Consider the following 26,871-nt stretch of genomic DNA (forward strand, 5'->3'; position numbering starts at 1 on the left):
CTTTACTTTAGTTTTCCCCAATGGAGTAGGCAAGGATTATGGCAAAACATACCGATAATGTGCAGCACCCGAAGCCCCTGAACAAACGGCAACGTGCTCGCTCGGATCAAGAACGCAAGCAAAGCACTCGTGTATTGCTGATCGCTGCTGCGGCGGTTGGCTTGGCGGTGCTCCTGATTGGGATTGGGTTGGTCATTCAGAAGGTGATTGTCCCTAATAAAACGATTGCGAATGTTGCAGGGGTTGAAGTTACCAACGCCGAATATCAACAATATCGCCAAATTATGCAAGCCCAACAAGCGATTAATTTGGCTCAACAAATTCAGCAATATGCCCAATATCAATTGCAAGGCACTGAGCAATTTGCTACCGATGTTACCAATTATATTGCAGGCTTGAAAGATCAGAATGCGCCGCTTGATTATGCTGTGCTTGATCAGCTGATCAATGATAAGGTGCTTGAAAACAATGCTGTCGCTGAAGGCATTACGGTCAGCGATGAAGAATTGCAACAAAGCTTGGCAACCAAGTTTGCTCCCGCCAACGAAGTGATGAACCCAGTTGCGCCAGTAACCTCAACCACTGGTTTAACTGATACTGCTTCGTTGACTCCGACCCCAACGTCAACCCCAACTCTCAGCGAAGCTAGCAATCGGGTTGATTCGGCAGTCACGACCTATTTTGGCACGTTGCGCGAATTTATCGAAGAAACTTCGACCTATGGCTTGGCAACCTTGCCATTTGATCGCGAAGCATTTAAGGCCTTTGTGTTGCACCAAGAACGCTTGCAATTGCTACGCAAAAAACTTGGCGAAAAGTTGGTTACCGAAGATCAAGCAACCAAGGAAATTTATGCCGATGCGCAGCAAATTTTCGTAACTGCGAATATTACCGACCCAACCAACCCCATGACTGTAACCCAATGGGCGCAAGCCAAAGCCAAAATCGATGATATTGCTGCCCAGTTGACCGATACGGCTAGCTTTACTGATGTGCAAGTGTTGAATACCAACGATAATGCAGTCGATAATCCAGCCACAGGCATGCGACCACTAACTCAATTTGATGCCTTGGGAATTACCCAGCCAATTTCAACCCAAGAAGTTGGGGTAATTGGCAAGCCCTATCAATCGACCCAAGGCTGGCACATTATTTTGGTGCATCAGCGTGAATTGCGCCCAAGTCAAACTGATTTGACCACCAAGCGCGATGAGGCTGTGCTTAAGTGGGTTGAGGAAAAACGGACTGCTGCCGCTGTGCAACGTTTCCCTGAGCCAACCGCAACGACCGTTCCCCCAACGATCGAGCCAATTCCAACCACGATTCCGCAGCCAACTACCGATCCGGCGGCAGTTACTGCAACTCCAACTGGCGAGGCTGTTCCAACGGAAGCAGTAACGCCAACACCATAAGCAAAAACAGGTAGAATAGTGGCGGGTCAATGGCGACCCGCCACTTGTTGTTTAATCTGAGGAGTTTCCATGAATCGATGGTGGGCCAAACGAACGATGCGGGTATGGGTTGCCCTAGCAATTACCGTGCTGATCATTGGCGCAACGATTTGGGCAACGATGCAATTGCTCGCTGATATTTCTGGCGCTGCAACCGCATGGCGCATCGATTTAACGACGTTTGCTTGGTTTGCATCAGCAGTTTCGGGCTTTTTGATTAGCGTGATTATGCTGTATCGGGTTGGCAGTGCCTTAACCTTGCACTATCGCGTTGATCGCAATGCCTTGACGATTCACTGGTTGGGCAATACTGCGGTTGTGCCGATGAACTTGATTACAGCGGTTGAGCCAAGTGTTGATGTCAAGCAAAAGCCTGGGTTGCTCACGCGTTTTGGCTATACCAGTGGCGTTGGTCAGGCCAATGATGAGCAGGTTTTGAATTTCTTTAGTACCCAACCCGCCGAACAAGCCCTGCTTTTGCGCACGACTGGCGGCAGTTATGTCATTACCCCAGCCCAACGTGATAGCTTCATCCAAGAGGTCGAAAGCCGCCTCAATTTGGGGGTGGTGCAAGTTCAAAGTGAAGGGGTGGTGCGTTCCACGCGGATTGCCTATGATTTTTGGTTGAATAATGCGGTGCGTTGGGCGCTGGTGGTTGGGCTATTGCTCAATTTTGCAGTTTGGGGCTTAATTGCTTGGCGCTATAATCAACTGCCGCTTGAAGTGCCAATCCGAATTGATGCAACTGGTGCGGTTAGTGGAGTCGAAGCCCGCGAACAACTATTAGCCTTGCCCTTGGTTGGCTTGCTCGCTTGGCTGATCAATGCTGGCTTTGGGGCTTTGGTCTATCGCACGTCACGGGCTGGGGCGTTTGCTTTATTAATTGGTAGCTCGGTGGTTCAACTCTTTTTAGGGGTAGCAGTTTGGGTGGTGGTGCGCGGCTAGCTCTAATCAACCAGCCGCGCATTGCGATTAAAGTTTGCCGCGTGAACGCCCTTTGACTTTGCGCTTGCCTGGATCTTCAGCCACGACCACTGCTCTAGCCCGTGGCTTGTGATTAACACTCTCAAGCAAGGCCGTGTTGTCGATCAAGGCTAGGGTTTGGCGCATTTCAGTCAGTTGGTCGCGCAGCAAGGCCGCTTTTTCAAACTCTAGATCTTTGGCGGCTTGTTTCATCTGCTTTTCAAGCTCGTTGATAACTTTGAAGAGTTCTTCTTTGGTCATGCTGTCGGGGTTGGCTGCGGTTTGGTAGGCTGCTGGTTTTTCAGCAACTTTCTTCATGCCTTCGGTCAAGTCGCGTACTGCTTTGACGATCCCCTTGGGTTCGATGCCATGTTGTTGATTATAGCGCTCTTGAATTTGGCGACGGCGACGGGTTTCGCTGATTGCATAATCCATGGCAGGGGTAATTGTATCGGCATACATCAGCACCGTGCCATCGATGTGGCGGGCAGCCCGCCCAATAATTTGGACCAACGATGATTCAGAGCGTAAGAATCCCGCTTTATCAGCATCGAGAATTGCCACCAACGAAACTTCAGGCAAATCTAAGCCTTCGCGCAACAGGTTGATCCCCACCAGCACATCAAAAACACCCAAACGTAAATCACGCAGAATGTCGATTCGCTCAATCGTATCAACATCAGAGTGGAGATATTGGGTGCGCACACCCATTTCTTTGAGATAATCGGTCAGGTCTTCGGCCATGCGCTTGGTTAGGGTTGTGACCAATACCCGCGAGCCAGTATCAACCCGCTGTTTGATTTCGCCCAGCAAATCGTCGATTTGGCCACGGGTGCGCCGCACTTCAACCATAGGGTCGAGCAAGCCAGTTGGCCGAATAATTTGCTCAACTACCTGTTCATGATGTTGATATTCGTAGACCCCAGGCGTAGCTGAAACATAAATTGCTTGATGCACATGCTTGGAAAATTCATCAAACATCAAGGGGCGGTTATCAAGCGCCGAGGGCAAACGGAAGCCAAAATCGACCAAGGTTTGCTTACGCGAACGGTCGCCATTGAACATCCCACGAATTTGCGGCACTGAAATATGCGATTCGTCGATCACCAAGAGAAAATCATCAGCAAAGTAATCGAGCAATGTCCATGGCGTTTGGCCTTCGCTGCGCCGATCCATATGCCGACTGTAGTTTTCAATCCCTGAGCAGTAGCCCAATTCTTCCATAATTTCGAGATCGTAGAGTGTGCGCTGTTTGAGCCGTGCCGCTTCAAGCACTTTGCCTTCGCCTTCGAGATGAGCTAATTGCTGCTCAAGCTCAAGCCGAATATCGCCAATTGCTGCCTGCATTTTGTCGGCGTTGGGAATAAAGTGCTTGGCTGGAAAGACTTCGATTTGCTCTTTTTGGGTCAAAATCTCGCCCGTCAAGGGATCAACCTCGACCATGCGCTCAATTTCATCGCCCCACATCTCGATCCGAAAGGCGCTTTCAGCATTGGCCGGAAAGATTTCGAGCGTATCGCCACGCACGCGGAAAGTGCCACGGTGAAAATCAAGATCGTTGCGCTCAAATTGCAGATCGATCAGCGTTCGCAGCACTTTATCGCGATTACGAATCTCGCCAGTTTTAAGCTTGAGCGCAACTTGCCCGTAATCAGTTGGCGAGCCAAGCCCGTAGATCGCCGAAACCGAGGCCACGATAATCACATCGCTGCGGGTAAACAGCGCTTGGGTTGCTTCGTGGCGCAAACGATCGATTTCTTCGTTGATTTGCGCTTCTTTTTCAATATACAAATCCTTCGATGGCACGTAGGCTTCGGGGGTATAGGCATCGTAGTAGGAGACAAAATAGCCTACGGCATTCTCAGGAAAAAATTCTTTGAACTCAGCATACAACTGCGCTGCGAGGGTTTTGTTGTGCGCCATCACCAAGGTAGGCCGTTGAACTTGCTCAATTACCCGCGCAATTGTATGAGTTTTGCCAGTCCCTGTTGCCCCCAATAAGGTTTGGTGGACAAGCCCGCTATTTAATCCATTGACTAATTGGGCAATCGCCTGTGGTTGATCGCCACGCGGTTCGTAGGGTGCATGGACTTTTAATGGTGGCATACGACCTCCTAAATCACATCATTAATTATACTGTGCTTATGCTTATTTATGGTCGTTCTTGCGACTGATTATCGAACAATTGTGTTATTATAACGATTTTTTAGCATTGATTGCTAGGGGTCAGAGATCAGGCACTAGGCTTCAGGAATTAGGCTTAGGCTCTTGGATGTGGGCTATAGCAAGATCAGCCTTCGTGTTCTTCGCGGTTTCTACGCTCTTCGTGCTTGTCGTAGATCAAAACTTCTGATCCCTGACCCCTAGCTCCTAGCCTCTTTATTAAAATCGTGGATAATAGGCCTAAATCTGGTTGGGGAGGCTCGTGTGGCACGGATTTGGCGTTGGCTTGGAGCCAGTTTAATCATTATTATTGGGTTGGTATGGCTTATTCGGCAGCCACCAAGTTTGGCGCGGCAAGCGGCTCAAGCGCGTTTAGCTGGCAACTGGCATCAAGCAACTCGCTTATATCAACAATTAAACCAAACCCGGCCAAGTGTGCCCAATCAATTAGCCTTGACTGAATTGTATTTGACCCGTGGCGAGTGGCAAGCGGCTGATTATCAATTAATCGAGGTATTTCGCCAACCTCTGAATGTTGAACAACACCAACAAGCTTGGCAATTCTATGGCTGGGCTGGCTTGCAACGTGGCGATCAAGCTGCGGTTCAAACAACAATCCGTACTTTAGAATCTGATCCATGGAGCCACTTGCTACGGGCTGAATTAGCGCTGCGTGTGGGCGATTTGATTAGTGCGACCAATCAATTAAATCAGGCTCAAGCCTTGCCCCAGCCTTGGCAGAATTGGGCTTGGCTGCGCAGCGTTGAGTTGGCATTGCCCAATGATCCAAACCTTGCGCAACAATTTTTAGCCCAAATTCAACCGCAAACCAACGGCCCACGCTTGGCGAATCCATGGCAGTGGCAACAACGAATTCAACGGATGCAGCAACTTGTGCCCCAAGATCCAACCCAACGGATGCTTGGGGTGGCCAGTTTATGGAGTGAACAGGGTTTGTGGCAAGCCGCCGATCTGTTGCTTAGCCAAATTCCTGCCAGTGATCAAATGGCGAGTTTTGCCGCTAACCAACGCGCCTTGTTGCATTGGAGTGCTGGCGATAGTGCCACGGCTTTAACATTAATCGCCACGGCCCAAGCGCAATGGCCAAATGTTGCGACCCTGCCGCGCACCCAAGCCAAAATTGCCGCTAGCAGCCAACAGCTCGATTTGGCACTTGCTGCCTTGCAACAAGCGGTTAATTTGGAGCCAGCTAGTAGCGAAAATTATTTAGTTGCGGCGACGATCAGCCTAAGCCAAGGCGATTTTAATGGCACTGTCGCTGCCTATAATCAAGCGATTGCGACTGGCCCATTAAGTGGTAGTCTGGCCCTAGAGGCTGCTAATTTTTATATCAATACACCCTTGCGCCGCTGTAGCAGTGGCTTGCAGTATGCCCGCCAAGCGCTGAATACGCCAGTGGATGGGTTGGCACGGCGGGTTGTCGCCAATACTGCGTTGCAATGCTCGTTGGCGGCTGAAGCTGAAGACTTGATTTCGCCGCTCTATCAAACGAGCCCTGATGATCCTCAATTGGCCTATTTATATGCGCTTGCCCGTTGGCAACAAGCCAAGCCCGATGGCCAAATGTTGCTCAAACAAGCTGCCAATCAGGCAATTCAAACCCCCTGGCTTCAGCAAATTGAACAATATTTGAACTGAGCCAGCGCAATCAAAAATTAAGAAGATGCACCTATCTGCGTTTTGGCATAATCAAAAAATCATGCTATAATCGGATCTAACGCTAAGCAGAGAACGAAAACGCGGGCGGTGTAGCCCCCGCGTTTTTTGTGTCGTGCGCGTCGCTTGCTTGCCATTCGGGGGGTTAGGGCGACTCCGCACGCTGCGGGACGGTAACAGCAACGGGCTGTTAACCCTACATTCACCGAAAGGATACTCGTTTTAATGACTACGTTTACGGAACTTGGGCTAGGCGAAGCGACGTTGCGGGCAATTACTGAACTTGGCTATGAAGAACCAACTCCAATCCAGGCCCAAAGTATTGGTTTGATGCTCAGTGGCAATGATATTATCGCCCAAGCGCAAACAGGTACCGGCAAAACCGCTGCTTTTTCGTTGCCAACGATCGAACGGATTGATCCCAAAGCCATGGGTGTGCAAGCCTTGATCTTGACCCCAACGCGCGAATTAGCCGTCCAAGTCTCGGATGCTATTTCAGCGTATGGCAAATATTTGAATATTCGTGCCTTGCCAGTCTATGGTGGTCAACCAATTGATCGCCAACTTCGCGCTTTGAAGCGTGGGGTCAATATCGTCATTGGCACGCCTGGCCGTTTGATGGACCACATGGAACGTGGCACGCTTGATCTTTCGACCGTGCGCACCGTGGTGCTCGACGAAGCCGACGAAATGCTCAACATGGGCTTTGTTGATGATATTGAATATATTTTGGAACGCGCTCCCAAGGATCGCCAAACCGCTTTATATTCAGCTACCATGCCCGATGAAATCGCGCGTTTGGCTCGCAAATACTTGAAATCACCCCAAATGGTGACGATCGAACGCGAACAATTGACTGTGCCGCAAATTCGTCAAGTCTATTATGAAATTGGCGCACGCGATAAATTTGAAGTGCTCACACGGATTCTTGACCTTGAAATGCCAACCTCGGCGATTATTTTCTGCCGCACCAAGGCCATGGTCGATGAGCTTGGTGAAAAATTGTTGGCTCGTGGCTATGGCGCTGAATTGCTGCACGGCGATTTGAGCCAAGCTATGCGCGATCGCGTGATGAAGCGCTTCCGCGAAGAACAAGTGGAAATCTTGGTTGCAACCGATGTTGCTGCCCGTGGTTTGGATATTGAACATGTCAGCCACGTGATCAACTATGATATTCCGCTTGATCCTGAGGCCTATGTTCACCGGATTGGCCGAACTGGTCGGGCTGGCCGTTCGGGTGTTGCCGTAACCTTGGTAACTCCACGCGAACGCCGCCAACTGCGCACGATCGAACGCATGACTGGTGCTCCAATTCAGCGCTTGCGCTTGCCAACAATTGCCGATGTGGTTGCCCGCCGCCGCGAAGCATTCAAAGATAACTTGCGTGAATTGATCGAGCAACACAACGAACAAGGTGGTTTGGAGCAATATTTGGTCTTGGCTGAAGAATTGGCCGAACAATATTCACCAACCGATTTGGCTGCTGCTGCCTTCAAGATGATGCTTGGCGAACCAGATTTGACCGCCGAAGATCCTTTAGAAATGGTTGAAGACGAAGCCAACTTCGATGCTCGCCGTGGTGATCGCCGCGATAGTCGCGATAATGGTCGCCGTGGCGATCGCCGCGATAATGGTCGCGCTGGTGAACGTGGTGGCGATCGCGGTGGCGATCGTGCTGCCCGTGGGCCACGCGGTGGTGATCGCAACAACGGTGGCCGCTCGTTCCGCGAAGAAGGCATGACCCGTTTGTTTGTAGATATTGGTCGCGAACAAGGTGTGCGCCCAGCTGATATTGTTGGCGCAATTGCCAACGAATCAGGCTTGCCAGGCCGCGCAATCGGCGCAATCGACATTTTCGATAACTTCACCTTTGTTGATGTGCCAGATGATGCTGCAAACCGCGTGTTGGCTGCCCTTGGTCGAACCCAAATTCGCGGTGTGAAAATCACCCCAACCTTGGCTCGCCCACGTCGCTAAACTCATTTATTCGTCCAGTGCTTCGGCTCCTTGGTTGCTGCCAAGGAGCCGTTTTTGATTAACGTATAATTGCGCCAATCATCTTAGTGAGGTTGGCGATGCAATTCGATTTGCTTGAACGTTTGCAGCAATGGCATAACCCAGTGCTTGATCGGCTGTTTTTGTGGATTACCAATATTGGCGGCGAGGATTTTTACCTGCTGCTTGGGCCGCTGATTTTTTGGTGTGTTGGAATCAACTTAGGCGTTCGATTGTTGGTGATGTTGCTTGGCTCGTTTTATACCAATGCTTGGCTGAAAGATTGGTTTGATACTGCTCGACCTGCCGCTGCCCATCCTGAGCGATTTGTATTGAGTGAAGGCGCTAAAGCTACCGCGCTCGAAGATGATGGCTCGTGGAGTCCTTCGTTTCCCAGCGGCCATGCCCAACATACTTTGGTTTTTTGGGCGTTTGTTGGATTGTGGCTGCGCCAGCGCTGGGCTTGGGCCATGGCTGGCATTATGATTTTGCTGGTTAGCTTTTCGCGGCTCTATTTGGGTGTGCATTGGCCGATTGATATCCTTGGTGGTTGGTTTTTTGGCAGTTTAATTGTGGTTGCCAGTATCTATCTCACGCCAATTATCAGCAATTTGCCAAGCAAACAGCAAGAAGGCTTGGCCTTAGCGCTTGCCGCGATCAGTTTAATTGGCTTATTGGTCGATCCTGGTGCTGATCGAGTTAAGATGCTTGGCTTTTTGGCTGGTTCGTTGGGCACGTTGGGTTTGCAACAACGCTACGCTCAATTTCAGGTGCAAACGATTTGGTGGCGGCAATTGATCAAAATTGGGCTGGGCATTAGCATTGTATTTGTGTTGCGGGCGCTGCTCAAAAGCGTTTTGCCCGAAACGCTGATTGCTGATGGTATCCGTTATTTGATCATTGGTGTATGGACGACTTTTGGTGCACCATTGCTATTTCGTTTGACGATCGCTAAACCTGCGGCAAATTGAGCTTAATTTGTGCACCGCCCTCTGGCCGATTGCTAAACTGGGCAGTGCCACCATGCAAGAGCGCCACATGGCGAATCAAGGGCATACCTAAGCCACTGCCACCCATTTTAGTCGTCCAGCCCAAGGCTTGGTTTAATGATTGAGCCTGATTTAAATGATCAAGCAAATCGGCAGGAAAGCCCTTGCCCGTATCGTAGATCACAATCTGTGTTGATTGAGGCGTTTGTTCAACCTGAATGAAGATTTGACCTTCGCCAGGGTAGCGTAACAACGCCTCAATTGCGTTTTGCAAAATCGTATGAATCGCCAAGCGCAAAAAAAGTGCATCGCCAACCACAATACAATCAGCGGGGCAATCGATCTGAATCGTCGAATTCAAGCCATGGCGTTGCATTTCGCTTTGACATTCAGCTTGTTCAGTTTGCAGCAGCGGCAATAATTGGATGGGCATTCGTTGCTGCGGCAGTAATTGGCCTTCGCGGGTGAGCACCAACAATTCGGTGGTTAGTTGGCGAATTGAATCGGCGGTGGTTTGTAATACGCGCACCAACTCTTGCGGGTGAATCGCGTTGTGATCGATCACTGTTTGTTCGGCAAGATGCTGATTGAGCATTGGCAACAGCACATCAAGGCTATTGCTGTAGGAGCGCAATTCGTGCTGAAAAAAGCGCATAAATTGGCGAACTTGCTGCTCTTTGCTCAGTTGAGCTTCGGTTTTGACCCGCGCTTTGGCAAATTGGACTGCCTGCGACGTGACCCCCCAGAGCATCAAAAACTCCAAAATGTTGAATGCGATGATTGCTGGCGTAAACACGCGCCAACCGCCAGCATGAATTGACGCAACAATCGTGACTGAGAGCGGATAAAAGGCGATTGGCCACCAACGCCGACTCGCTAACATCGCCATCAAAATTGGCAACATCGTCAAGACCACTACCGCCGCATCCGAGGGAATCGTCGCCAGCACATAAAAACAGGCCAGCGTGAGCACCGCAACTACAATCCAGCGTGGCCAAAGCGCATTGGGTTGGCGAAACATCCACCAGGCTAAGCCGCCCAAACAGAGCGTAACTCCAAAATCCAGCAAAATAACTGCGGTTGGTGCACCACCATAATCCAAATTAACTGCGCCCATAACCCCAATTAATGCCGTAAACAAGGCCAAAATTGCCGTGAGCGTCGCAAATGGATCAGCGCCATGGACAATATCTTGCCACCATTGCTTGATCCAGTGCCAAGCACGCACTTTCCATGGGACGATTGGTTGCTCTGGCATAGGTTTGCTTTCTTGAAATGGGCTTGAGTGGTTGCTAAGGGTTTGGTCAACGTGGCTTTCTAACACTTTTTAAGGGTTCATTTAGCCTAATTCGCTCTAGTCCTCGTTTTCAGTTTGACAAAGCTGGTTGGATATAGGCCATGCCTAGCACTTAGTCCTATCCACAATAAGTCCTTAAGAACTGTTGTGATATATAAATAGATCGTGCTTTAATAGCGCTATCCCCAACAACTGTTATCAATTGTTACCGTCATTTTGTTCACCAATTGTCTGCTGGCTTATTAAAATGATTGAAATAAGGAGCCTACGCTATCCCAATTTTACGAGAGAATAATTCGCGTGTGCCGCCATGTTCTGCAAATCATCCTAGCATTACCATTTGTTATGCAGTGCAGCCGATTGTAGTAATTGAATTATGTTTAGAATGAGGCAGCATATGACTAAGCCCGACGACTTAACTGATATAGTAGCTGATTTGAATCAACAACAGTGCTGGAATTTGGATGGGGCGGGATGCCAGCTTCTTTGCCAGCGCAGTTGTGCAATCTTGCAACGCAACCCAATCCCCAACCCTGCCAAATTTGCTGATGTGGTGGTCAATGTCTATCACGATTATGCCACGGTCGCCGCCGCCTGCGATCCACAACATCCTAGTCATGAACTGATTTGGGTCTCGATTATGGATGAGATTTTGAGCTGGTATCGTTGCAAGCGCTTTTCGCTGGGCAATGGCTCGCAATTGTGTGAGCATTCACCAGATTTAGTAGCCTACGAAAATGTCAAACGTTCGCTGCCTCAATTTCGCTTTGAAGCTCGTTTGCGTAGCTATATTCACACCATCGCTGATCGGGCGATTATTCATTGGTGGCGAGCCAAGGATGCTAAAAAACATGGTGGTAGTGGTGGACGCAGAATCCACGAAAGTAGCAATGTTTATACGCCCAAGCCCCAAGATCAAACCTATTATCTTAGCCAAAGCCACGGGCGCGATCATCAACGTGAATTAGGCGACACGATTGCTTCGCCCGATCTTTCCCCCGATGAGCATGTTGAGCGCTGTGAACTTCAACGGCACATGGCGGCTGAAGTTCACGCGATGGTTGATGATCCGCTGTATCCAATTGCCCAGCAATATTGGTATGCCTTGTTGTGCGAGGATAACAACATTACAGCTTTGGCGAAACAGCTCGGCTTGCAGGCCAATGATCTCTACAATTTGCGCGATCGGCTGCGGCGGCGTTGTAAACCATTTTTGGTGCAATGGTTTTTGGTCTAGGTTTCGACCAACTGAGTTTTTAAACCAACCAAATTGCCTGCGCTATCCTTGCCCACAATATAGGCATCGATGTTAATCTCGCCCACACGATAAACTTGGATGTCGGTTAATTCGGCCTTGAGCACTTCGACCAACTGCTGAAATTGGCTAACTGTAGCTTTTTCAGCCTCGCCATGCCAATCTTGCACGGTTGTGGCGTTGCCCAAGAATTGCTCAAGGCTAATGGTTTGGATGGGCTGGCCATTGGCGAGGGCTTCGGGGCTGAATGGGGTGGCAGCATCCCAAGCAAACGGCGTGAAGGGGGCATCGGTTTCGCTCATCATCAGCAAGCCATTGGCGGCGGCTGTAATTTTTTCTACGCTTGTTTCGGCCACAGAAACTCCTTGTTTACGTCGAATTGGGCTGATCCGCCCGCGACGTGGACGACGAAAGGGCATACACTGCTCCATCGACAATTGGCTGAATGGAGCTAGTATAGGGCATTTTTCGCACCAACAAAAGCCCCCATCAAGCTACTGATGAGGGCTGCGATTGCTAGCACTTAGTCGAAACTGAGTTTACCATTTTCAACATCAACATTGACGGTTGTGCCACCTGGGAATTTACCTTTGAGCACTTCCAAAGCCAATGGATTGAGTAATTCGCTCTGGATGGCGCGTTTGAGTGGCCGTGCGCCGAACACTGGGTCATAACCAACTTGAGCTAAGTGCTGACGAGCTGCTTCGTTCAACACCAATTTAAGTTTACGTTCGCTCAAGCGTTTGCTCAGCCGATCAACCTGAATATCGACGATATGTTTGATTTCAGCTTGGGTCAAGGGCTTGAAGATAATCACATCATCAATCCGGTTAAGGAATTCAGGCCGTAGCTCGTCGTGCAGTTCTTCTAGCACGGCTTCGCGCATCGCTTCTTCATCATCAACCAAACTTTGAATCCGATTGCTGCCGATGTTCGAGGTCATAATCACCACGGTATTGGTGAAATCGACCAACCGACCTTGGCCATCGGTCAGGCGACCATCATCGAGCAATTGCAACAGCGTGTTGAACACATCGGGATGGGCTTTTTCAATTTCGTCGAACAGCACCACGCTATAGGGGCGACGGCGCACGGCCTCAGTTAATTGGCCGCCTTCTTCGTAGCCAACGTAACCTGGAGGTGCGCCAATCAGCCGTGCCACGGCATGACGCTCCATATATTCCGACATATCGATCCGCACCATCGCTGCTTCGTCATCGAACAGAAATTCAGCCAATGCCCGTGCCAACTCGGTTTTACCAACCCCAGTTGGCCCAAGGAATAAGAACGAGCCTAGTGGACGATTGGGATCTTGCAAGCCGGCCCGTGAACGTCGCACTGCATCGGAAACGGCTTTGACCGCTTCGTGTTGGCCGATCACGCGGGCATGCAAGCGTTCTTCCATCTTGACCAGTTTCTGCAATTCGCCTTCCAATAGCTTGGAAACCGGAATGCCCGTCCATTTGGCGACAACTTGAGCAATATCTTCTTCGGAGACTTCTTCGTTGAGCAACATGCCATGTTCTTGCATATCACGAACTTTGGCTTCGGCCTCGCCGAGCTGTTGCTCTAAGCTGTTGAGCGTGCCATATTGCAGCTCGGCAGCCCGGTTGTAATCATATTGGCGCTGGGCTTGCTCAATTTGCACCTTAGTTTGATCGATTTTTTCCTTTAGTTGAGCGATGGCATTGATTGCACCGCGCTCGCTGGAAAGTTTGGTATCAAGCACCGCTTGTTGTTCGCGCAAGTTGGCCAAATCACGTTCGAGCCGCTCTAAGCGCTCCTTGGATGCAGGATCTTTCTCGCGTTTCAAGGCTTCGCGCTCGATTTCCCATTGCATGCGTTTGCGCTTGATCTCATCAAGTTCAACCGGATCGCTGGTGATTTCCATGCGTAGTTTGGCAGCAGCTTCGTCGATCAAGTCAATCGCCTTGTCGGGCAAGAAGCGATCAGCGATATAACGATTGGATAAGGTTGCGGCGGCGACAATCGCTGCATCGGTAATTCGCACGTTATGATGGGTTTCGTAGCGTTCTTTCAAGCCGCGCAAAATCGAGATGGTATCTTCGACACTTGGTTCGCCGACCAAAACCGGTTGGAAACGGCGCTCCAATGCTGGGTCTTTTTCAATATATTTGCGATATTCATCAAGCGTGGTTGCCCCGATGGTGTGCAGTTCACCGCGAGCCAAAGCGGGCTTGAGCATATTCGAGGCATCCATCGAGCCTTCGGCAGCGCCAGCCCCAACTACGGTATGTAACTCATCGATAAACAAAATTACCCGACCATCAGCCGAGGTTACTTCGCTGAGCACAGCTTTGAGCCGTTCTTCAAACTCGCCGCGAAATTTTGCGCCTGCAACCAGCGCTCCCAAATCGAGTGCGATCAAACGTTTGTTACGCAGCGCTTCGGGCACATCGCCGCGCACAATCCGTGCTGCTAAGCCCTCGACGATCGCGGTTTTACCAACACCTGGCTCACCAATTAAGACTGGATTATTTTTGGTACGGCGTGAAAGCACCTGAATCGTGCGGCGAATTTCTTCATCGCGGCCAATGACTGGATCAAGCTTGCCGCGTTGGGCCAGCGTTGTTAAATCGCGGCCATATTTTTCGAGCGCTTGATATTTGCCCTCAGGATTTTGGTCGGTGACCCGTTGATTGCCACGGATAGCAGTTAATGTTTTGAGAATCGCATCTTTGGTAATGCCAAACGAGGTCAGCAAGCGTTGCGATGGGCCTTTGGCGCGTTCGCTGGCCAAGCCAAGCAAGAGATGTTCGGTGGAAACATACTCATCGCCCATGCCTTTGGCTTCATTTTCAGCAGTTTGCGATACTTGATCTAAGCGTTGGCCAATGCCAGGCTGCATTTGCGTGCCGCTAACTCGTGGCAAACGGCGAATTTCATCATTAACCGCAGCGACCAAGGCCTGCGGATCGCGATCCATTTTGGTGATAATTTGCGGAACCACGCCATCAGTTTGTTCGAGCAAGGCCACAAGAACGTGTTCTGGTGTGATTTCGCTTTGGCCGTTGCGAGAAGCGATGCTTTGGGCATCAAAAATAGCTGCGCGTGATTTTTCGGTGTAAATATTCAAATTCATCTGTGCGAAACCTCCCTATTCAGTTGTCGTTGCAGTTAGCATAGCAGAGCCTTGTTAAAAACATAGTAGGCCAATGTTAGAAGATTGTCTGAACATAATGATTTCAGCGAAATATCATCGGTGTTTGCTAATTTAGGCGCTATGCTAAAGCGGCGTTGATCGGCTTGACAAGTAGCGTAGAGCATAGCAACCATGGCAATTGGGATGATGCCCGTTTTCAGCCAGCATATGCTACAATTGAGCCTATGAAAGCACGTATTCCTGCCATTTTAGAGCCTGATAGCATCGATGTGGTTAGCCATGGGCCAGCCCACACGGTGCGAATTGGTCAGCAGATCGGCGCAGCCTTAACCGCTGGCGATTTAGTGCTGTTGTTTGGGACGTTTGGCGTGGGCAAAACCCACCTCACCAAGGGCATTGCCAGCGCATTTGGTATCCCTGAAGCAGACGTTACCAGCCCAACTTTTGTTTTAGTCAATAACTATACTGCCGATAAAACCCATGGTCGTACCCGTATTCACCATATCGATTTGTATCGACTTGAGGGCAATGCCAAGGATTTCGATTCGATTGGTTTGGAAGAATTGTGGGACGATAGCGCTATTTGTGTGATCGAATGGGCTGAACGGGTCGCCGATTCGTTGCCCAGTGAATATCTGGAAATTCGGATCGATCACTTAGCCGAAACCAAACGGATGATGCGACTCAAGCCGCATGGCGAGCGCTATAAGCAATTGATCCAGCGCTTACGTGGTAAATAATTGGGCCTTCTGCCTGTGTTGTTAGATTGAGATTGTTATGTTACTTGCCTTTGATACTGCCACCGACACCGCTGGGGTTGCCGTGTACGATGCCGCTGGATTACGCGCTGAAGCCAATTGGTTTGCTGGGCGCGGCCATTCCAGCCAATTGCTGCCAATGGCGCAGCAATTACTCAGCAACCTTGATTTGACCCCAGCTGAATTAACTGGGGTTGCAGTTTCGGTTGGGCCTGGCTCGTGGAGCGGCATTCGAGTTGGCATGAGCAGTGCCAAAGGCCTAGCTTTGGCCCACGATTTGCCGTTGCTTGGCATTAGCAGCCTTGAAACCTTGGCCTATCCTCATCAGCGGATCGGGCGCAGCGTGGTTGCGGTGATCAAACTTGGCCGCGATCGTTATGCCATGGCTGAATATCGCTTACGCCGAGCTTGGACGCGAATCGGGGTTGAACGCAATGTTTCGCGCGAAGAATTGTTGGCGGCAATTCCTGAATTGGCTTTAGTTTGCGGTGATGTTGACCCTCGTTTAGCGTTATCAATTAACGAAGCGCGAGGGGCTGGGGTCGTGATTCCATCGCCAGCGGTTGGTTTGCGCCGCGCTGGTTTTTTGGCCGAGATCGCTTGGAATCGGCTGCAAGCGGGCGAACGCGACGATTTGACCAGCCTAGAACCTTCATATTTGGGGGCGGCGGTCAAGGAGCCAGCTAAGTGAAAGCGATTCGACGGGTTTTGATCTTTGGCTCTATGGGTTCGGGCAAAAGTACGCTGGCCAAGCGGCTTGGGGCAGTTTTGAATTTGCCAGTGATTCATCTCGATAGCCATTTTTGGCGACCAAATTGGGTTGAGCCAGATCGCGAGACATGGCGAGCGCAACAACGCGAATTGGTGCAAGCGTCGGAATGGATTATGGATGGCAATTATTCAGCAACGCTCGATGAACGTTGGCCTTATGCCGATACTATTATTTTTGTTGATCAGCCACGCTTATTGTGTTTATGGCGAGTAGTCAAACGCCGAGTTATGTATCATGGGCGTTCGCGGCCTGATTTAGCGCCAGATTGCCCTGAAAAACTTGATTCTGTTGCCTTTGACTTTGTTTGGAATTACCCAAAGGCTCGACGACCAAAGGTGTTGAAACGCCTAGCTGAGGCTAAAGCGACTAAACTGGTTTTTCATCTACGCGGCGATGCGGCGATTGAACAATTCTTGGTTGATCTATCGCAGATTGCTGCTTAGTCAACTCCTGCGCACGGAGGAATAGCGATGAGTGCATTATCACGCTTTGAACAATTTATGGAAGGAATGGTTGAGGGCAATGTGGCACGCTTGTTCCGCAGCCCAATTCAGCCAGCCGAAATTGGCAAGCGCCTTGAGCGGGCCATGGAAAGCCAACAAACGATTAGTATGGATCGGATTTTGGTGCCGAATGCCTATAAAGCGCACTTGCATCCCGATGATTATAAGGCGTTTGAGCCAGTTAAAACCAATTTGCAGCATGAGATGGCGCGTTATTTGGCTGAGCTAGCCCGTGAGCGTGGTTTTACCATGATCAACCATCCAAATGTGGAGTTGGTGGCTGATCCGGCGGTTAAGCAGCGCTCAATTATGATCGATGGTCAAATCAGCGAAGCGCCAGCGCACTTGGGCGGCAATACCCAAATGATCGGGCCAAATGGTGCGGCAATGAATGGCCAACCAGCTACGCCAAAAGCCAACTTAATCTTGTATACTGACCAAGGCGAACACCGGATTCCAGTTAAAAAATCGGTGACCAATTTGGGTCGTGGCCTGAACAACGACTTGATTTTAGAAGATAGTCGGGTTTCGCGCGAGCATGCCCAACTGCGCTATCGGGCGCGACGTTTTTGGGTCAGCGATGTGCGTTCGACCAACGGAACCTTTGTTAATGGTGATCCGGTGCAAGAACGGGAACTGCGCAACGGCGATATTGTGTCGCTCGGCGGCTTGGAATTGCGTTTTGAGGAGGCCTAAATGGGTCAGAGCATCACCAGTGCTACGCTTGATTTTGTAATCTTGCTCTTACGAATTAGCGTGATCTTTTTCTTGTACTTCTTTTTGTATCAGGTAGTGCGGGTTATTCGGCGCGAATTGCAGGTAGTTGGCACAGGAACTGGTGGTGCGGGCGTGCTGGCGGGAGCGGCGCAAAATTTATATGGCAAACTGATTGTCATGTCGAGTGGCGATACTGGTTTGCAGCGTGGCTATGCCTTTGAGCTTGGCGCGGTCAATATGATTGGGCGGCGGCCAGATAGCGATGTGGCCCTGAACGACTCATTTTTATCCTCGGAGCATGCGCTATTGGAGTGGCGTGGTGATAGCTGGTGGCTCGAAGATCAGCGCTCAACCAACGGCACCTTTATTAATGATATTGAAGTCGCTGATCCAACCCCAATTGTCTATGGCGACATCATTCGGATTGGGCGGATCGAGCTCAAACTTTCACGTTAACCCTGATCAGCAGCATTGACAATAGCTTGATGCTGCTGCCCCTTTTTTAGCCTCTAAAACCCGCAGTTACAGCGTTTGGCATCACCTCAGATGAGAACTTGACATAATTTTATATTTTCAAAATAGCTGATTATAAAGGGCTAAAAACCACCTCTTGAGGGTTAAAAGTTATTTGTCAGTTTAATCTGCCTGTGATATACTTCGCAATGGCTGCACGGTGTTAGTGCAATTATGTACAGCGAGTACTGGGGCTTACCCGTCTCGCTCTTTGTGTGTTTGTAACAGGCATCACTAGGAGACCGACCTATGCTTACAAACTATGCGTTTATCGGGATCTTCGCGCTTGCCGCGATCACCTTTCCGCTCTTGCCGCTGGTGCTGTCGGCCTTTTTACGGCCCAACCGACCCACACCAGTCAAGCTTTCGACCTACGAGTGTGGTTTGGAGGCGATTGGCGATATCTGGGTCCAATTCAAAGTTCAATACTACTTGTATGCTTTGGCCTTTGTGATTTTCGATATCGAAACGGTCTTTTTGTATCCATGGGCAGTGGCTTATGGGCAACTGGGCTTGTTTGCCCTCTTTGAAATGGTGGTCTTTTTAGCAATTCTGACCATCGGTTTGGTGTATGCCTGGAAAAAAGGCGCACTTGAGTGGATTTAAGCGACGAATAGGGGAGTGACGGCGCGGAGGCGGCGCGGCTGCGCTGGGCCTTGGCCTAATTCAATTCACCATTTTGCCCGGAGGGCGTATGTCTGATCTACAAACGCAAATGGATCTTGAGCAGCAGGGGGTGCTGTTTACGACCATCAATAAGCTGTACAACTGGGGTCGCCGCTCTTCGGTGTGGCCGATGCAGTTCGGGTTAGCTTGCTGCGCGATTGAGATGATTGCCGCAGCTGCTTCGCGTTATGATATTTCGCGCTTTGGCTCGGAACTCTTTCGCGCCTCGCCCCGCCAAGCTGACGTGATGATCGTTGCTGGGACTGTGACCAAGAAAATGGTTCCACAGGTTGTTCGTTTGTTTAACCAAATGCCTGAGCCACGCTATGTAATTTCGATGGGAGCTTGTGCAACCTCTGGTGGCCCCTTCCGCGATGGTTACAATGTGGTGCGCGGCGTTGATTTATATGTTCCGGTTGATGTGTATATTCCAGGTTGCCCACCTCGCCCTGAAGCGTTGTTGCATGCCTTGATGACCTTGCAAGCGCAAATTGATGTGCAATCCTTGCAACAAGTGCGTTGGTATGGCGATGATGAAGGCGTGGTCAACGAGTTTCCAGTGCCAATTTTTGGCGCTGAAGGCTTGGAAGTGCCTGGAATTCCTGGGACGGCTGACCCCGTGGGTGGCACGCCCAAAATGCCGCCATTTGTTAGCCCAGCCTTGGGTGGCAAAGGCGAACGCGATGCATCAACTAAAGCCTTGGAAGGCAATCAGCCCAAGCCAATGTTGCGGGCTGGCACGGTAACGATCGAGGAGGTAGCCCATGGCATTGCTGGCTAGAGGCGAACTGCGCTCGATCCTGCAAACCGAAATGCCCAACGCCCTAGATACCCGTTGGGATACCCAAGCAACCGACCAACCCGAAGCTCATGGCGAAGGCCAAACCGTATTGCTCGATTTTGATGCAGTGGTTAAGGCTGAGGCACTTGTCGAAGTTGCCCACTTCATCCGTGATAAATTTGGCTACGATTTGCTTTCTAACATCACAGCGGTCGATTACCTCAAACAAGGGTTAATCGAAGTTGTCTATCAATTCTATAACGCTGCTGAGGGTGGCCCCGACCTACGGGTGCGGGTGCGGATTGGTCGTAGCCCAGAAGAGTGTATTGTTCCATCGCTAACGCCCACCTGGCCTGGTGCCGATTTGCAAGAACGCGAAGCCTACGATATGTATGGCGTGGTGTTCCCTGGCCATCCAAATCTGGCACGGATCTATATGTGGGATGAGTTTAAGGGCTTTCCAATGCGGAAAGACTTCCCCAAGACGGGCGATAAATATACTCACGTCACGGGAGAATAGTCAATGCTAAAGACTGAAGAACTGCAAATTAATATTGGTCCTCAGCACCCTTCGACTCACGGTGTGTTTCGGATGTTGGTGACTGTCGATGGCGAAACCTTGGTTGACCTTAAACCAGTGTTTGGCTATTTGCATCGTAATCACGAGCAGCTTGGTGAAGTCAATACCTATTTGCAAAATATGCCCTTCACCGACCGCCTCGATTACTTTAATTCGATGGTCAACAATCATGCCTATGCCCGGGCTGTCGAGACGCTTGCCGGCGTTGAAGTGCCTGAACGTGCCCAATACATTCGTGTGATTATGGATGAGCTTTCGCGAATTTTGAACCACGCTACCGCAATGGGCTTTATGCTCGGCGACATGGGCGCGTGGCAAACGGCATTGCTCTGGGGTATGCGCGAACGGGAAAAAATTCTCGACATGTTTGAGTATGTGTCGGGTGCTCGTATGATGTGTAACTACTGCCGCTTTGGTGGGGTGGTACGCGATATCGACGATTGGTTCATCACCGAATTGAAGAAGTTGATGCAGGGTTTACCGCACTACTTCGACGATTTTGAAGGCTTGTTGCTCAACAGTGAAATTCTTTTGGCTCGTGCCCGTAATATCGGCGTGTTGCCCAAAGAGTTGGCGCTGGCCTATAGCGTGACTGGCCCAGTGCTGCGTGGTTCGGGCGTTGCTTATGATATTCGCAAAGCCGAACCCTACGCCGTTTATGATCGCTTCAAATTTAAAGTACCAGTTGGTACAGTTGGCGATGTGTACGACCGCTTCTTGGTACGGATCGCCGAAATGCGCGAATCGTACAAAATTTTGGAGCAAGCGCTCGAACAATTGCCCGACGCAACTGGTGGCTTTATCAACCCCAAAGTCAAGCAACAAAGCCTCAAAGCTCCTGCTGGCGAAGCCTATGCGCGGGTTGAATCGCCCAAAGGCGAACTTGGTTTCTACCTTGTGAGCGATGGCTCAGGTAGCGCGTATCGCTATAAAGTACGTGCTCCATCGTTTATCAACCTTTCATCGCTGGCTGATATGTGCAAAGGCTACTCGATTGCCGACGTTGTGGTTATCTTGGGTAGTATCGATATCGTGATGGGCGAGGTAGACCGATGACGTTGAGCCACTTAGCAACTGAAGACGTGTTTGTTGTTGAACGCAATGACGCGGATTTTCGGGCTGGTCAGGGGATGACCAAAGGCTTGGGAATTGTGTTTCGCAAATTCCGCAAAGCTTTGTTTGGCAAACCCAACAGCGACCGCGCCGATACCGAAGGCCAATTCAATGTGCAATATCCCGAAGAGCGGCTGGTGCTGCCTGAAGCTTATCGCAACATGCCAATTTTGCTCTACGATGATGCAACTGGCCATGAATTGTGTACTTCATGTTTCCAATGTGAGCGGATCTGCCCGCCACAGGTGATTCACATTACCCAAGCGAAAGATCCAGCAACTGGTAAGCCAGTTCCAGCCGCTGCCAACTTTGTGTTGGAATATGACACCTGTATGTCGTGTGGCTACTGTGCCGAAGTTTGTCCATTTGATGCAATCAAAATGGACCATGATTTTGAATTATCAACCGGCAACCACCCAGAGCTTGATGTGAACTACGACCGTTTGTTGCGCCCAATCTCGTATTACGAAGCGATTGCGCCAACCATGTGGTCGGATGTCAAAGAACAAGCCATGAAGAAGTTGCAAAACAATATCAAACGCCGCCCAGGCGCGATTGGCCGCGACCATGGCCAAAAGGTCAAGGGTGGTGCTGCGGTTGCCGTTGCTGCAACTCCCGTAGCAGGCGCAGCGCCAGCCGCTGCCGCTAAGCCACGTGGCCCTGTGGCAGCAATTGGCAAAAACATGCCAGAAGAAAAAGTTGCCAAGCTGATTTCAATTCGTGCTGCCAACGCTGCGAAGCGTGGTGGTGGCGATGCAGCTGCTGCGCCAGTCGCTGAAGCTGCGCCAATTGTGGAAACAGTTGTTGATACGCCAGCAGCCAGCGCCGCGCCAAGTGGCCCAGTTGCCGCGATTGGTCAGAACATGTCGGAAGACAAACGTGCCAAGCTTGAGGCAATTCGCGCTGCGAAACGTGCCCAACGAGGAGAATAATCGATGGCTGATGCACTAACACAACTAGGCTTTGCATCATGGCTGAGTGTTCTGATTGCCAGCATCATTAAAGTAACCCTCATTCTCGTGGGCGGTTCGGTTGGCATGATGTTCCTGACGTGGTATGAACGCCGCGCTATTTCGTATATGCAAGACCGCCGCGGCCCCAACCGCGTTGGTCCTCAAGGGTTGTTGCAGCCAATTTCCGAAGCGATCAAAACGATGACCAAGGAAGATGCAACGCCCCGTGAAGCAGATAGAATTGTGCACTTTTTGGCTCCAGTGGTGATGCTGGGGGCAACCGTGCTTTCGTTTGCGGTTATTCCGTGGGGCCGAATGTTCCCCGTCGATTTGAACGCAGCGGTATTGTTTGTGATCGCCACTGGCGGTTTGCACAGCATTGGCATGATGATGGCTGGTTGGGGTTCCAACAACAAATTTGCCTTGCTGGGGGGGATGCGCGGGGTTGCGCAATTGATCAGCTATGAAATTCCCCAAGTTATGGCGATTATCCCCGTGGTATTGATGACTGGCTCGATGTCGCTGCAAAAGATTGTCGAAGCGCAAAATGACTTTGCGGGCTTGGGCTGGTATGTCTTCTCACCAGTGGGTTTGTTGGGCTTTGCCTTGTTCTTCACGGCCAGCTTAGCCGAAGGCGAACGCACACCCTTCGATATTCCTGAAGCCGACTCAGAAATTATTGCAGGCTATATGACTGAATATAGCGGCATGAAGTTTGCGGTTTTCTATCTCTCAAACTACATGAGCAACTTAGCCGTCTGTTTTATCACCGCGACCCTCTACCTTGGTGGTGGCAACGGGCCTGGGGTTGATGCGCTGGGTGGCTTTGCTGGTGGTTTGCTTTCATTAATCTACTTCCTGCTCAAGTCCTTCGCGTTGTTCTTTATCATGGTCTTGATCCGTGCGACAGTACCACGTTTGCGGGTTGACCAACTGATGGGCTTTGCTTGGAAGTTCTTGCTGCCCTTGGTATTGGTCAACATTCTCAGCGCCTCGTTCTGGGTAGCGCTGCTGCGCTGGGATCAACAATGGCCGAAATTGACCGAGTGGTTTGGTGCACCAAGCACTGCTGATGCCACCAATTGGGGGCGTTTGGCAATTGCCGTGGGGCTGACCCTCTTGATCAATGCTGGGGCTGTCGCGCTGATTATGCGCCTGACCAACCGCAACGTCCAGAAACACTTATACACAACCGATGAAGAACTTGCTCTTGGATTATCGTAAAAGCGCAAGCGTGAAGGATGGGGCGATTGCTCCATCCTTCATACGGAAGGACTAGCTTGATGAACCCGATTGCGGTAGGTGTTTTTATTGTTATCGCCCTGTTGACGCTCGGTTCGGGCATTATGGTCGTGACAGTCAGAAACATCATCCACTCAGCATTATGGCTGATTGCCTCGTTTATCGGGGTGGCAGCGCTCTATTTGCTGATGGAAGCTGAATTTTTAGCAGTTGTCCAGATTTTGGTCTATGCGGGGGCTGTTTCAATCCTCGTTTTGTTTGCTATCATGCTCACACGCCAAGTTACTGGTGAAGGTGTGCGCGTGGTGTTTGAGCGCTGGTGGGTAGCCCTGTTGATTGCCTTGGGGCTATTCGGAGTGATTGTGCCAACACTCTGGCAGCATGGCTCAACTTGGGAAGAAGCTTCGAAACTGGCTCAAGTTGGCCCAGCTCCGGTTGAAGGGGTTGCGGCTAGCTTGCAAGTTGCGACCGCTACCGAGATTGGGCGCTCGTTTATGGGTGAATACCTCTTGCCTTTTGAAGTTGTTTCAATTTTGTTGTTGATGGCTTTGATTGGGGCGATTGTAATTGCCTATGAAGAACGAACTCGCCGCCGCCGTGTGCTGACCTTGGCTGAAGAGATTGCGTTGAAAAAACGTGGGATTGTCGAGCCTCGTGACGCTGAAGGTGCGGTTATGCCGCGTGAGGCTGAAGGCGCGGCTATTCTGCTCGATTCCGAACAGGCATAAGGAGAAAACGATGGTTGGTTCTGTCCCATTAGTGTGGGTGCTTACCCTCGCTGCCGGATTGTTCTGCATCGGCCTGTTTGGGGCGCTCTCGCGGCGCAACATCGTGGGGATGCTGATGGGGATTGAGTTGATGTTGAATTCAGTTAACATTAACTTAGTCGCTTTCTGGCGCTACCTACAACCAACGGGCACAGCGGGCTTGATCTTTGCAATTTTTACCATCGCAGTTGCCGCTGCTGAAGTGGCGGTTGGTTTGGCAATGGTGATTGCAATCTATCGTGCTCGCCTGACGATTAACGCTGACGAAATAGATACACTTAAAGGATAGTGACGCATTGCAAAGGCCGGCGAGAGTGGAAACCACTTTGACCACCCTTTGTAATTCGTCTCGAAGTAGGGGACTGATCAATGCCGTTTTTTGATCTTGCGTGGTTGATTCCGCTGCTGCCATTGGCAGCATTTGTGTTGATCACCCTCGTGCCACCGATTGGGCGCTCGCGCAAAGCGTCGTATACCACGGCGTTAGTCTTGCTTGGCCTGGCTACGGTGATTGCCTGGGGTGTTTTGGCACAATCGATCAGCGAAGGATTCCCTAATGCACCATTGGTTGCTGCAGCTAGCCAAGAACCGGCTAGCGAAGCTGCCGCTGAAGGTGGCCATGCGGAAACCGCAATTCCAACATTTGGGAATTTCTATGCTAAATCGTTTGCATGGGCACCAGATGGCTCTGGGTTTTTTAACTTTGGCTATCGCTTAGATGGTGCTACGGTGCTGATGTTGGCAATGGTAACGCTGGCTGCATGGTGTATTCACCTCTTCTCAGTGGGCTATATGGCTCACGATGAATTCCCCGCAGGCCACCAACGCCAATCGCGCTTCTTCTCCTATATTGCGTTATTTACCGCTTCGATGTTGGGAATGACGCTGGCAGATAACTTATTGCTGTTCTTTATCTGCTGGGAGTTGATGGGTCTGTGTTCGTTCTTGTTGATTGGTTTCTGGTTCTTCAAGCCTTCGGCTCGCGAAGCTGCCAAAAAAGCCTTTATTACCACCCGGATTGGTGATGTGGGCATGATGTTGGGGATGATGTACATCTACAACAAGGCTGGCTCGTTGACCTTCGGCCACGAATCAGGCCAAATCTACAACGGCGAATTTTTGGAAAGCATCAAAACTGCGACTAGTTTGATTCCTGGAATTAGCGCTGCTTCATTGATGGCGGGCTTAGTGTTTCTTGGCACGGTTGGCAAATCGGCGCAGTTTCCGCTGCACGTTTGGTTGCCCGATGCAATGGAAGGCCCAACGCCAGTTTCAGCGCTGATTCACGCTGCGACTATGGTTGCGGCTGGGGTGTTCTTGGTCATTCGCACCTTCCCAATCTTTGCGGTCAGCGAAGTGTTGCCAGTGGTCGCCTTTATTGGCGCATTCACGGCCTTGTTCGCAGCCCTGATTGCGGTGGCGCAATATGACATCAAGCGCATTCTGGCCTTCTCGACCTTATCGCAGCTTGGTTTCATGGTGGCGGCACTGGGGATTGGCGCTTGGGTTGCAGCCTTGTTCCACTTGCTGACCCACGCTTTCTTCAAAGCACTCTTGTTCCTTGGCTCTGGCTCGGTGATCCACGGGATGGAAGCGACCGTTGGCCATGATCCAGATAAAGCCCAAGATATTCGCAACATGGGTACCTTGCGCAAATTCATGCCAGTAACCTTCTTGACCTATATGGCAGGCTACTTGGCCTTGGTTGGGATTTTCCCCTTCGCTGGATTCTGGTCGAAGGATGAAATTATTCTTGATGCCTTCATCAATCACCACTATGTGATTTATGGCGTGCTGACTGCCGCTGCCTTCTTGACGGCGTTCTATATGACCCGCCAAATTGCGGTGGTGTTCTTTGGCAAGTTCCGTGGTTACGAACCACGTAAAGCTGCCCACGCTGCGGCTCATGGTCACGACGATCACGGTCATGGCGACCACGACGATCATCACCATCATCACGAAGCGCATGATCCACACGAATCGCCACGCTCGATGACGACTCCGTTGATCATTTTGAGCTTGTTTGCGGTTGGCGCAGGCTTTGTGAATGCAGGCTTGTTCTTTGGCATTCACTGGTTTAGCGATTATGTGAATCCAGGTGGTCATATTCCTACCCCTGATCCGATGGTGGCAGGAATTGCAACCGTGGTGGCATTAGTTGGGATTGGCTTAGGCTATTTGACCTATCGCAATGCCTTCAAAAATGCCAACGATCGTGACCCCTTGGCTGGCGCTTTGGGGCCAATCTGGACATTATTAGAAAATCGCTTCTACATTGACCAGATTTACGACAAGACCTTTATTGCCCTAACCTATGGCGCAGGCCACGTCATGAACTGGATCGACCGCCATGTGGTTGATCGGGTGGTCAACTTGACTGGCTTGGTAACGCTATTTATTGGCCGCGTCAACTTCATCATCGACGACTTCTCGTTGAATACCGTCACCGACGATATTGGCGAAGGTACGATTATGGTGGGCGACGGTGTGCGTCAATCGGCCACGGGCAAAATTCAAGACTACGGTGCCTACATCTTTGGTGGCGTGGTGCTGTTGGCCTTGATTTATATGTATGCCTTCTAGGAGCGTGAG

General features: G+C 50.6%; 24 protein-coding genes. 20 read left to right on the forward strand and 4 right to left on the reverse strand.

The annotated features are described in order from the left end of the window. The first annotated feature begins 38 nt into the window (after window positions 1–38). Together LCH85_14915 and LCH85_14920 are read left to right on the forward strand one after the other, a co-directional pair. The gene (locus LCH85_14915; GenBank protein ID MCA0353283.1) at window positions 39–1,412 is read left to right on the forward strand and encodes a SurA N-terminal domain-containing protein; all 1,374 of its coding nucleotides are present in this window, start codon (window positions 39–41) and stop codon (window positions 1,410–1,412) included. A 69-nt stretch (window positions 1,413–1,481) separates the two neighbouring features. Further along, window positions 1,482–2,396: a PH domain-containing protein gene (locus tag LCH85_14920; protein ID MCA0353284.1), complete on the forward strand. Its 915-nt coding sequence runs from the start codon at window positions 1,482–1,484 to the stop codon at window positions 2,394–2,396. A 27-nt stretch (window positions 2,397–2,423) separates the two neighbouring features. Here the strand turns inward: LCH85_14920 and uvrB are convergent, their stop codons facing one another. Beyond that, window positions 2,424–4,520, reverse strand: a complete 2,097-nt coding sequence (gene uvrB, locus LCH85_14925) for an excinuclease ABC subunit UvrB (protein MCA0353285.1) — start codon at window positions 4,518–4,520, stop codon at window positions 2,424–2,426. A 321-nt stretch (window positions 4,521–4,841) separates the two neighbouring features. Between uvrB and LCH85_14930 the strand changes: the two genes are divergently transcribed. From LCH85_14930 to LCH85_14940, 3 genes are all read left to right on the forward strand, one after another. Further along, window positions 4,842–6,236, forward strand: a complete 1,395-nt coding sequence (locus LCH85_14930; GenBank protein MCA0353286.1) for a hypothetical protein — start codon at window positions 4,842–4,844, stop codon at window positions 6,234–6,236. Window positions 6,237–6,479: 243 nt separating this feature from the next. Next, entirely contained in the window at window positions 6,480–8,231 is a 1,752-nt protein-coding gene (locus LCH85_14935; protein ID MCA0353287.1) for a DEAD/DEAH box helicase, read from the forward strand. A gap of 98 nt (window positions 8,232–8,329) precedes the next feature. Next, complete coding sequence (locus LCH85_14940; GenBank protein ID MCA0353288.1) at window positions 8,330–9,220, forward strand: phosphatase PAP2 family protein; 891 nt, start codon at window positions 8,330–8,332, stop codon at window positions 9,218–9,220. Here LCH85_14940 and LCH85_14945 read toward each other — a convergent pair. Then, complete coding sequence (locus LCH85_14945; protein MCA0353289.1) at window positions 9,201–10,496, reverse strand: HAMP domain-containing histidine kinase; 1,296 nt, start codon at window positions 10,494–10,496, stop codon at window positions 9,201–9,203. The genes LCH85_14940 and LCH85_14945 overlap by 20 nt on opposite strands. A gap of 436 nt (window positions 10,497–10,932) precedes the next feature. Here LCH85_14945 and LCH85_14950 point away from each other — a divergent pair, with 436 nt between their 5' ends. Then, complete coding sequence (locus LCH85_14950; protein MCA0353290.1) at window positions 10,933–11,772, forward strand: hypothetical protein; 840 nt, start codon at window positions 10,933–10,935, stop codon at window positions 11,770–11,772. On the opposite strand, the gene LCH85_14955 is transcribed toward LCH85_14950, so the two are convergent. After that, on the reverse strand, window positions 11,769–12,209 hold the full coding sequence (locus LCH85_14955; GenBank protein ID MCA0353291.1) for a nuclease A inhibitor family protein: 441 nt from the start codon (window positions 12,207–12,209) through the stop codon (window positions 11,769–11,771). The two genes, LCH85_14950 and LCH85_14955, sit on opposite strands and share 4 nt — an antisense overlap. A gap of 104 nt (window positions 12,210–12,313) precedes the next feature. Further along, window positions 12,314–14,893 (reverse strand): ATP-dependent chaperone ClpB, encoded by a 2,580-nt coding sequence (clpB, locus tag LCH85_14960; GenBank protein MCA0353292.1) that lies wholly within the window; start codon window positions 14,891–14,893, stop codon window positions 12,314–12,316. A gap of 245 nt (window positions 14,894–15,138) precedes the next feature. On the opposite strand from clpB, the gene tsaE reads away from it, so the two are divergent. The 14 genes from tsaE to nuoL all read left to right on the forward strand — a co-directional run bounded on the left by tsaE (window position 15,139) and on the right by nuoL (window position 26,862). Continuing rightward, window positions 15,139–15,654 carry a tRNA (adenosine(37)-N6)-threonylcarbamoyltransferase complex ATPase subunit type 1 TsaE gene (gene tsaE / locus LCH85_14965; GenBank protein MCA0353293.1) on the forward strand — a complete coding sequence of 172 codons (516 nt, stop codon included), beginning with the start codon at window positions 15,139–15,141 and terminating at the stop codon, window positions 15,652–15,654. A 37-nt stretch (window positions 15,655–15,691) separates the two neighbouring features. Then, on the forward strand, window positions 15,692–16,363 hold the full coding sequence (gene tsaB / locus LCH85_14970) for a tRNA (adenosine(37)-N6)-threonylcarbamoyltransferase complex dimerization subunit type 1 TsaB (GenBank protein ID MCA0353294.1): 672 nt from the start codon (window positions 15,692–15,694) through the stop codon (window positions 16,361–16,363). Continuing rightward, window positions 16,360–16,887, forward strand: a complete 528-nt coding sequence (locus LCH85_14975; protein MCA0353295.1) for an AAA family ATPase — start codon at window positions 16,360–16,362, stop codon at window positions 16,885–16,887. The genes tsaB and LCH85_14975 overlap by 4 nt, the downstream gene beginning before the upstream one ends. Before the next feature lie 27 nt (window positions 16,888–16,914). Beyond that, window positions 16,915–17,643 carry a DUF3662 and FHA domain-containing protein gene (locus tag LCH85_14980; protein ID MCA0353296.1) on the forward strand — a complete coding sequence of 243 codons (729 nt, stop codon included), beginning with the start codon at window positions 16,915–16,917 and terminating at the stop codon, window positions 17,641–17,643. Next, window positions 17,644–18,120, forward strand: a complete 477-nt coding sequence (locus LCH85_14985) for an FHA domain-containing protein (GenBank protein MCA0353297.1) — start codon at window positions 17,644–17,646, stop codon at window positions 18,118–18,120. Window positions 18,121–18,426: 306 nt separating this feature from the next. Further along, window positions 18,427–18,783, forward strand: coding sequence for an NADH-quinone oxidoreductase subunit A (locus LCH85_14990; GenBank protein MCA0353298.1), 357 nt, complete (start codon window positions 18,427–18,429; stop codon window positions 18,781–18,783). An 88-nt stretch (window positions 18,784–18,871) separates the two neighbouring features. Continuing rightward, a complete protein-coding gene (locus LCH85_14995) occupies window positions 18,872–19,624 on the forward strand; it encodes an NADH-quinone oxidoreductase subunit B (protein ID MCA0353299.1) in 753 nt (250 codons plus the stop codon). Then, window positions 19,608–20,144, forward strand: coding sequence for an NADH-quinone oxidoreductase subunit C (locus LCH85_15000; GenBank protein MCA0353300.1), 537 nt, complete (start codon window positions 19,608–19,610; stop codon window positions 20,142–20,144). The genes LCH85_14995 and LCH85_15000 overlap by 17 nt, the downstream gene beginning before the upstream one ends. A 3-nt stretch (window positions 20,145–20,147) precedes the next feature. Further along, window positions 20,148–21,260: an NADH-quinone oxidoreductase subunit D gene (locus tag LCH85_15005; protein MCA0353301.1), complete on the forward strand. Its 1,113-nt coding sequence runs from the start codon at window positions 20,148–20,150 to the stop codon at window positions 21,258–21,260. Continuing rightward, window positions 21,257–22,249 (forward strand): 4Fe-4S binding protein, encoded by a 993-nt coding sequence (locus tag LCH85_15010; GenBank protein MCA0353302.1) that lies wholly within the window; start codon window positions 21,257–21,259, stop codon window positions 22,247–22,249. Before LCH85_15005 ends, LCH85_15010 begins: the two co-directional genes overlap by 4 nt. A gap of 3 nt (window positions 22,250–22,252) precedes the next feature. Then, window positions 22,253–23,494 carry an NADH-quinone oxidoreductase subunit NuoH gene (nuoH, locus tag LCH85_15015; protein MCA0353303.1) on the forward strand — a complete coding sequence of 414 codons (1,242 nt, stop codon included), beginning with the start codon at window positions 22,253–22,255 and terminating at the stop codon, window positions 23,492–23,494. Between the two features lie 59 nt (window positions 23,495–23,553). Next, complete coding sequence (locus LCH85_15020) at window positions 23,554–24,240, forward strand: NADH-quinone oxidoreductase subunit J (GenBank protein ID MCA0353304.1); 687 nt, start codon at window positions 23,554–23,556, stop codon at window positions 24,238–24,240. 10 nt (window positions 24,241–24,250) lie between these two features. Next, window positions 24,251–24,568: an NADH-quinone oxidoreductase subunit NuoK gene (nuoK, locus tag LCH85_15025; GenBank protein ID MCA0353305.1), complete on the forward strand. Its 318-nt coding sequence runs from the start codon at window positions 24,251–24,253 to the stop codon at window positions 24,566–24,568. 80 nt (window positions 24,569–24,648) lie between these two features. Further along, window positions 24,649–26,862: an NADH-quinone oxidoreductase subunit L gene (gene nuoL, locus LCH85_15030; protein ID MCA0353306.1), complete on the forward strand. Its 2,214-nt coding sequence runs from the start codon at window positions 24,649–24,651 to the stop codon at window positions 26,860–26,862. The last annotated feature ends 9 nt before the right edge of the window (window positions 26,863–26,871 follow it).

This window comes from Chloroflexota bacterium (genome assembly GCA_020161265.1).
GTDB lineage: Bacteria > Chloroflexota > Chloroflexia > Chloroflexales > Herpetosiphonaceae > Herpetosiphon.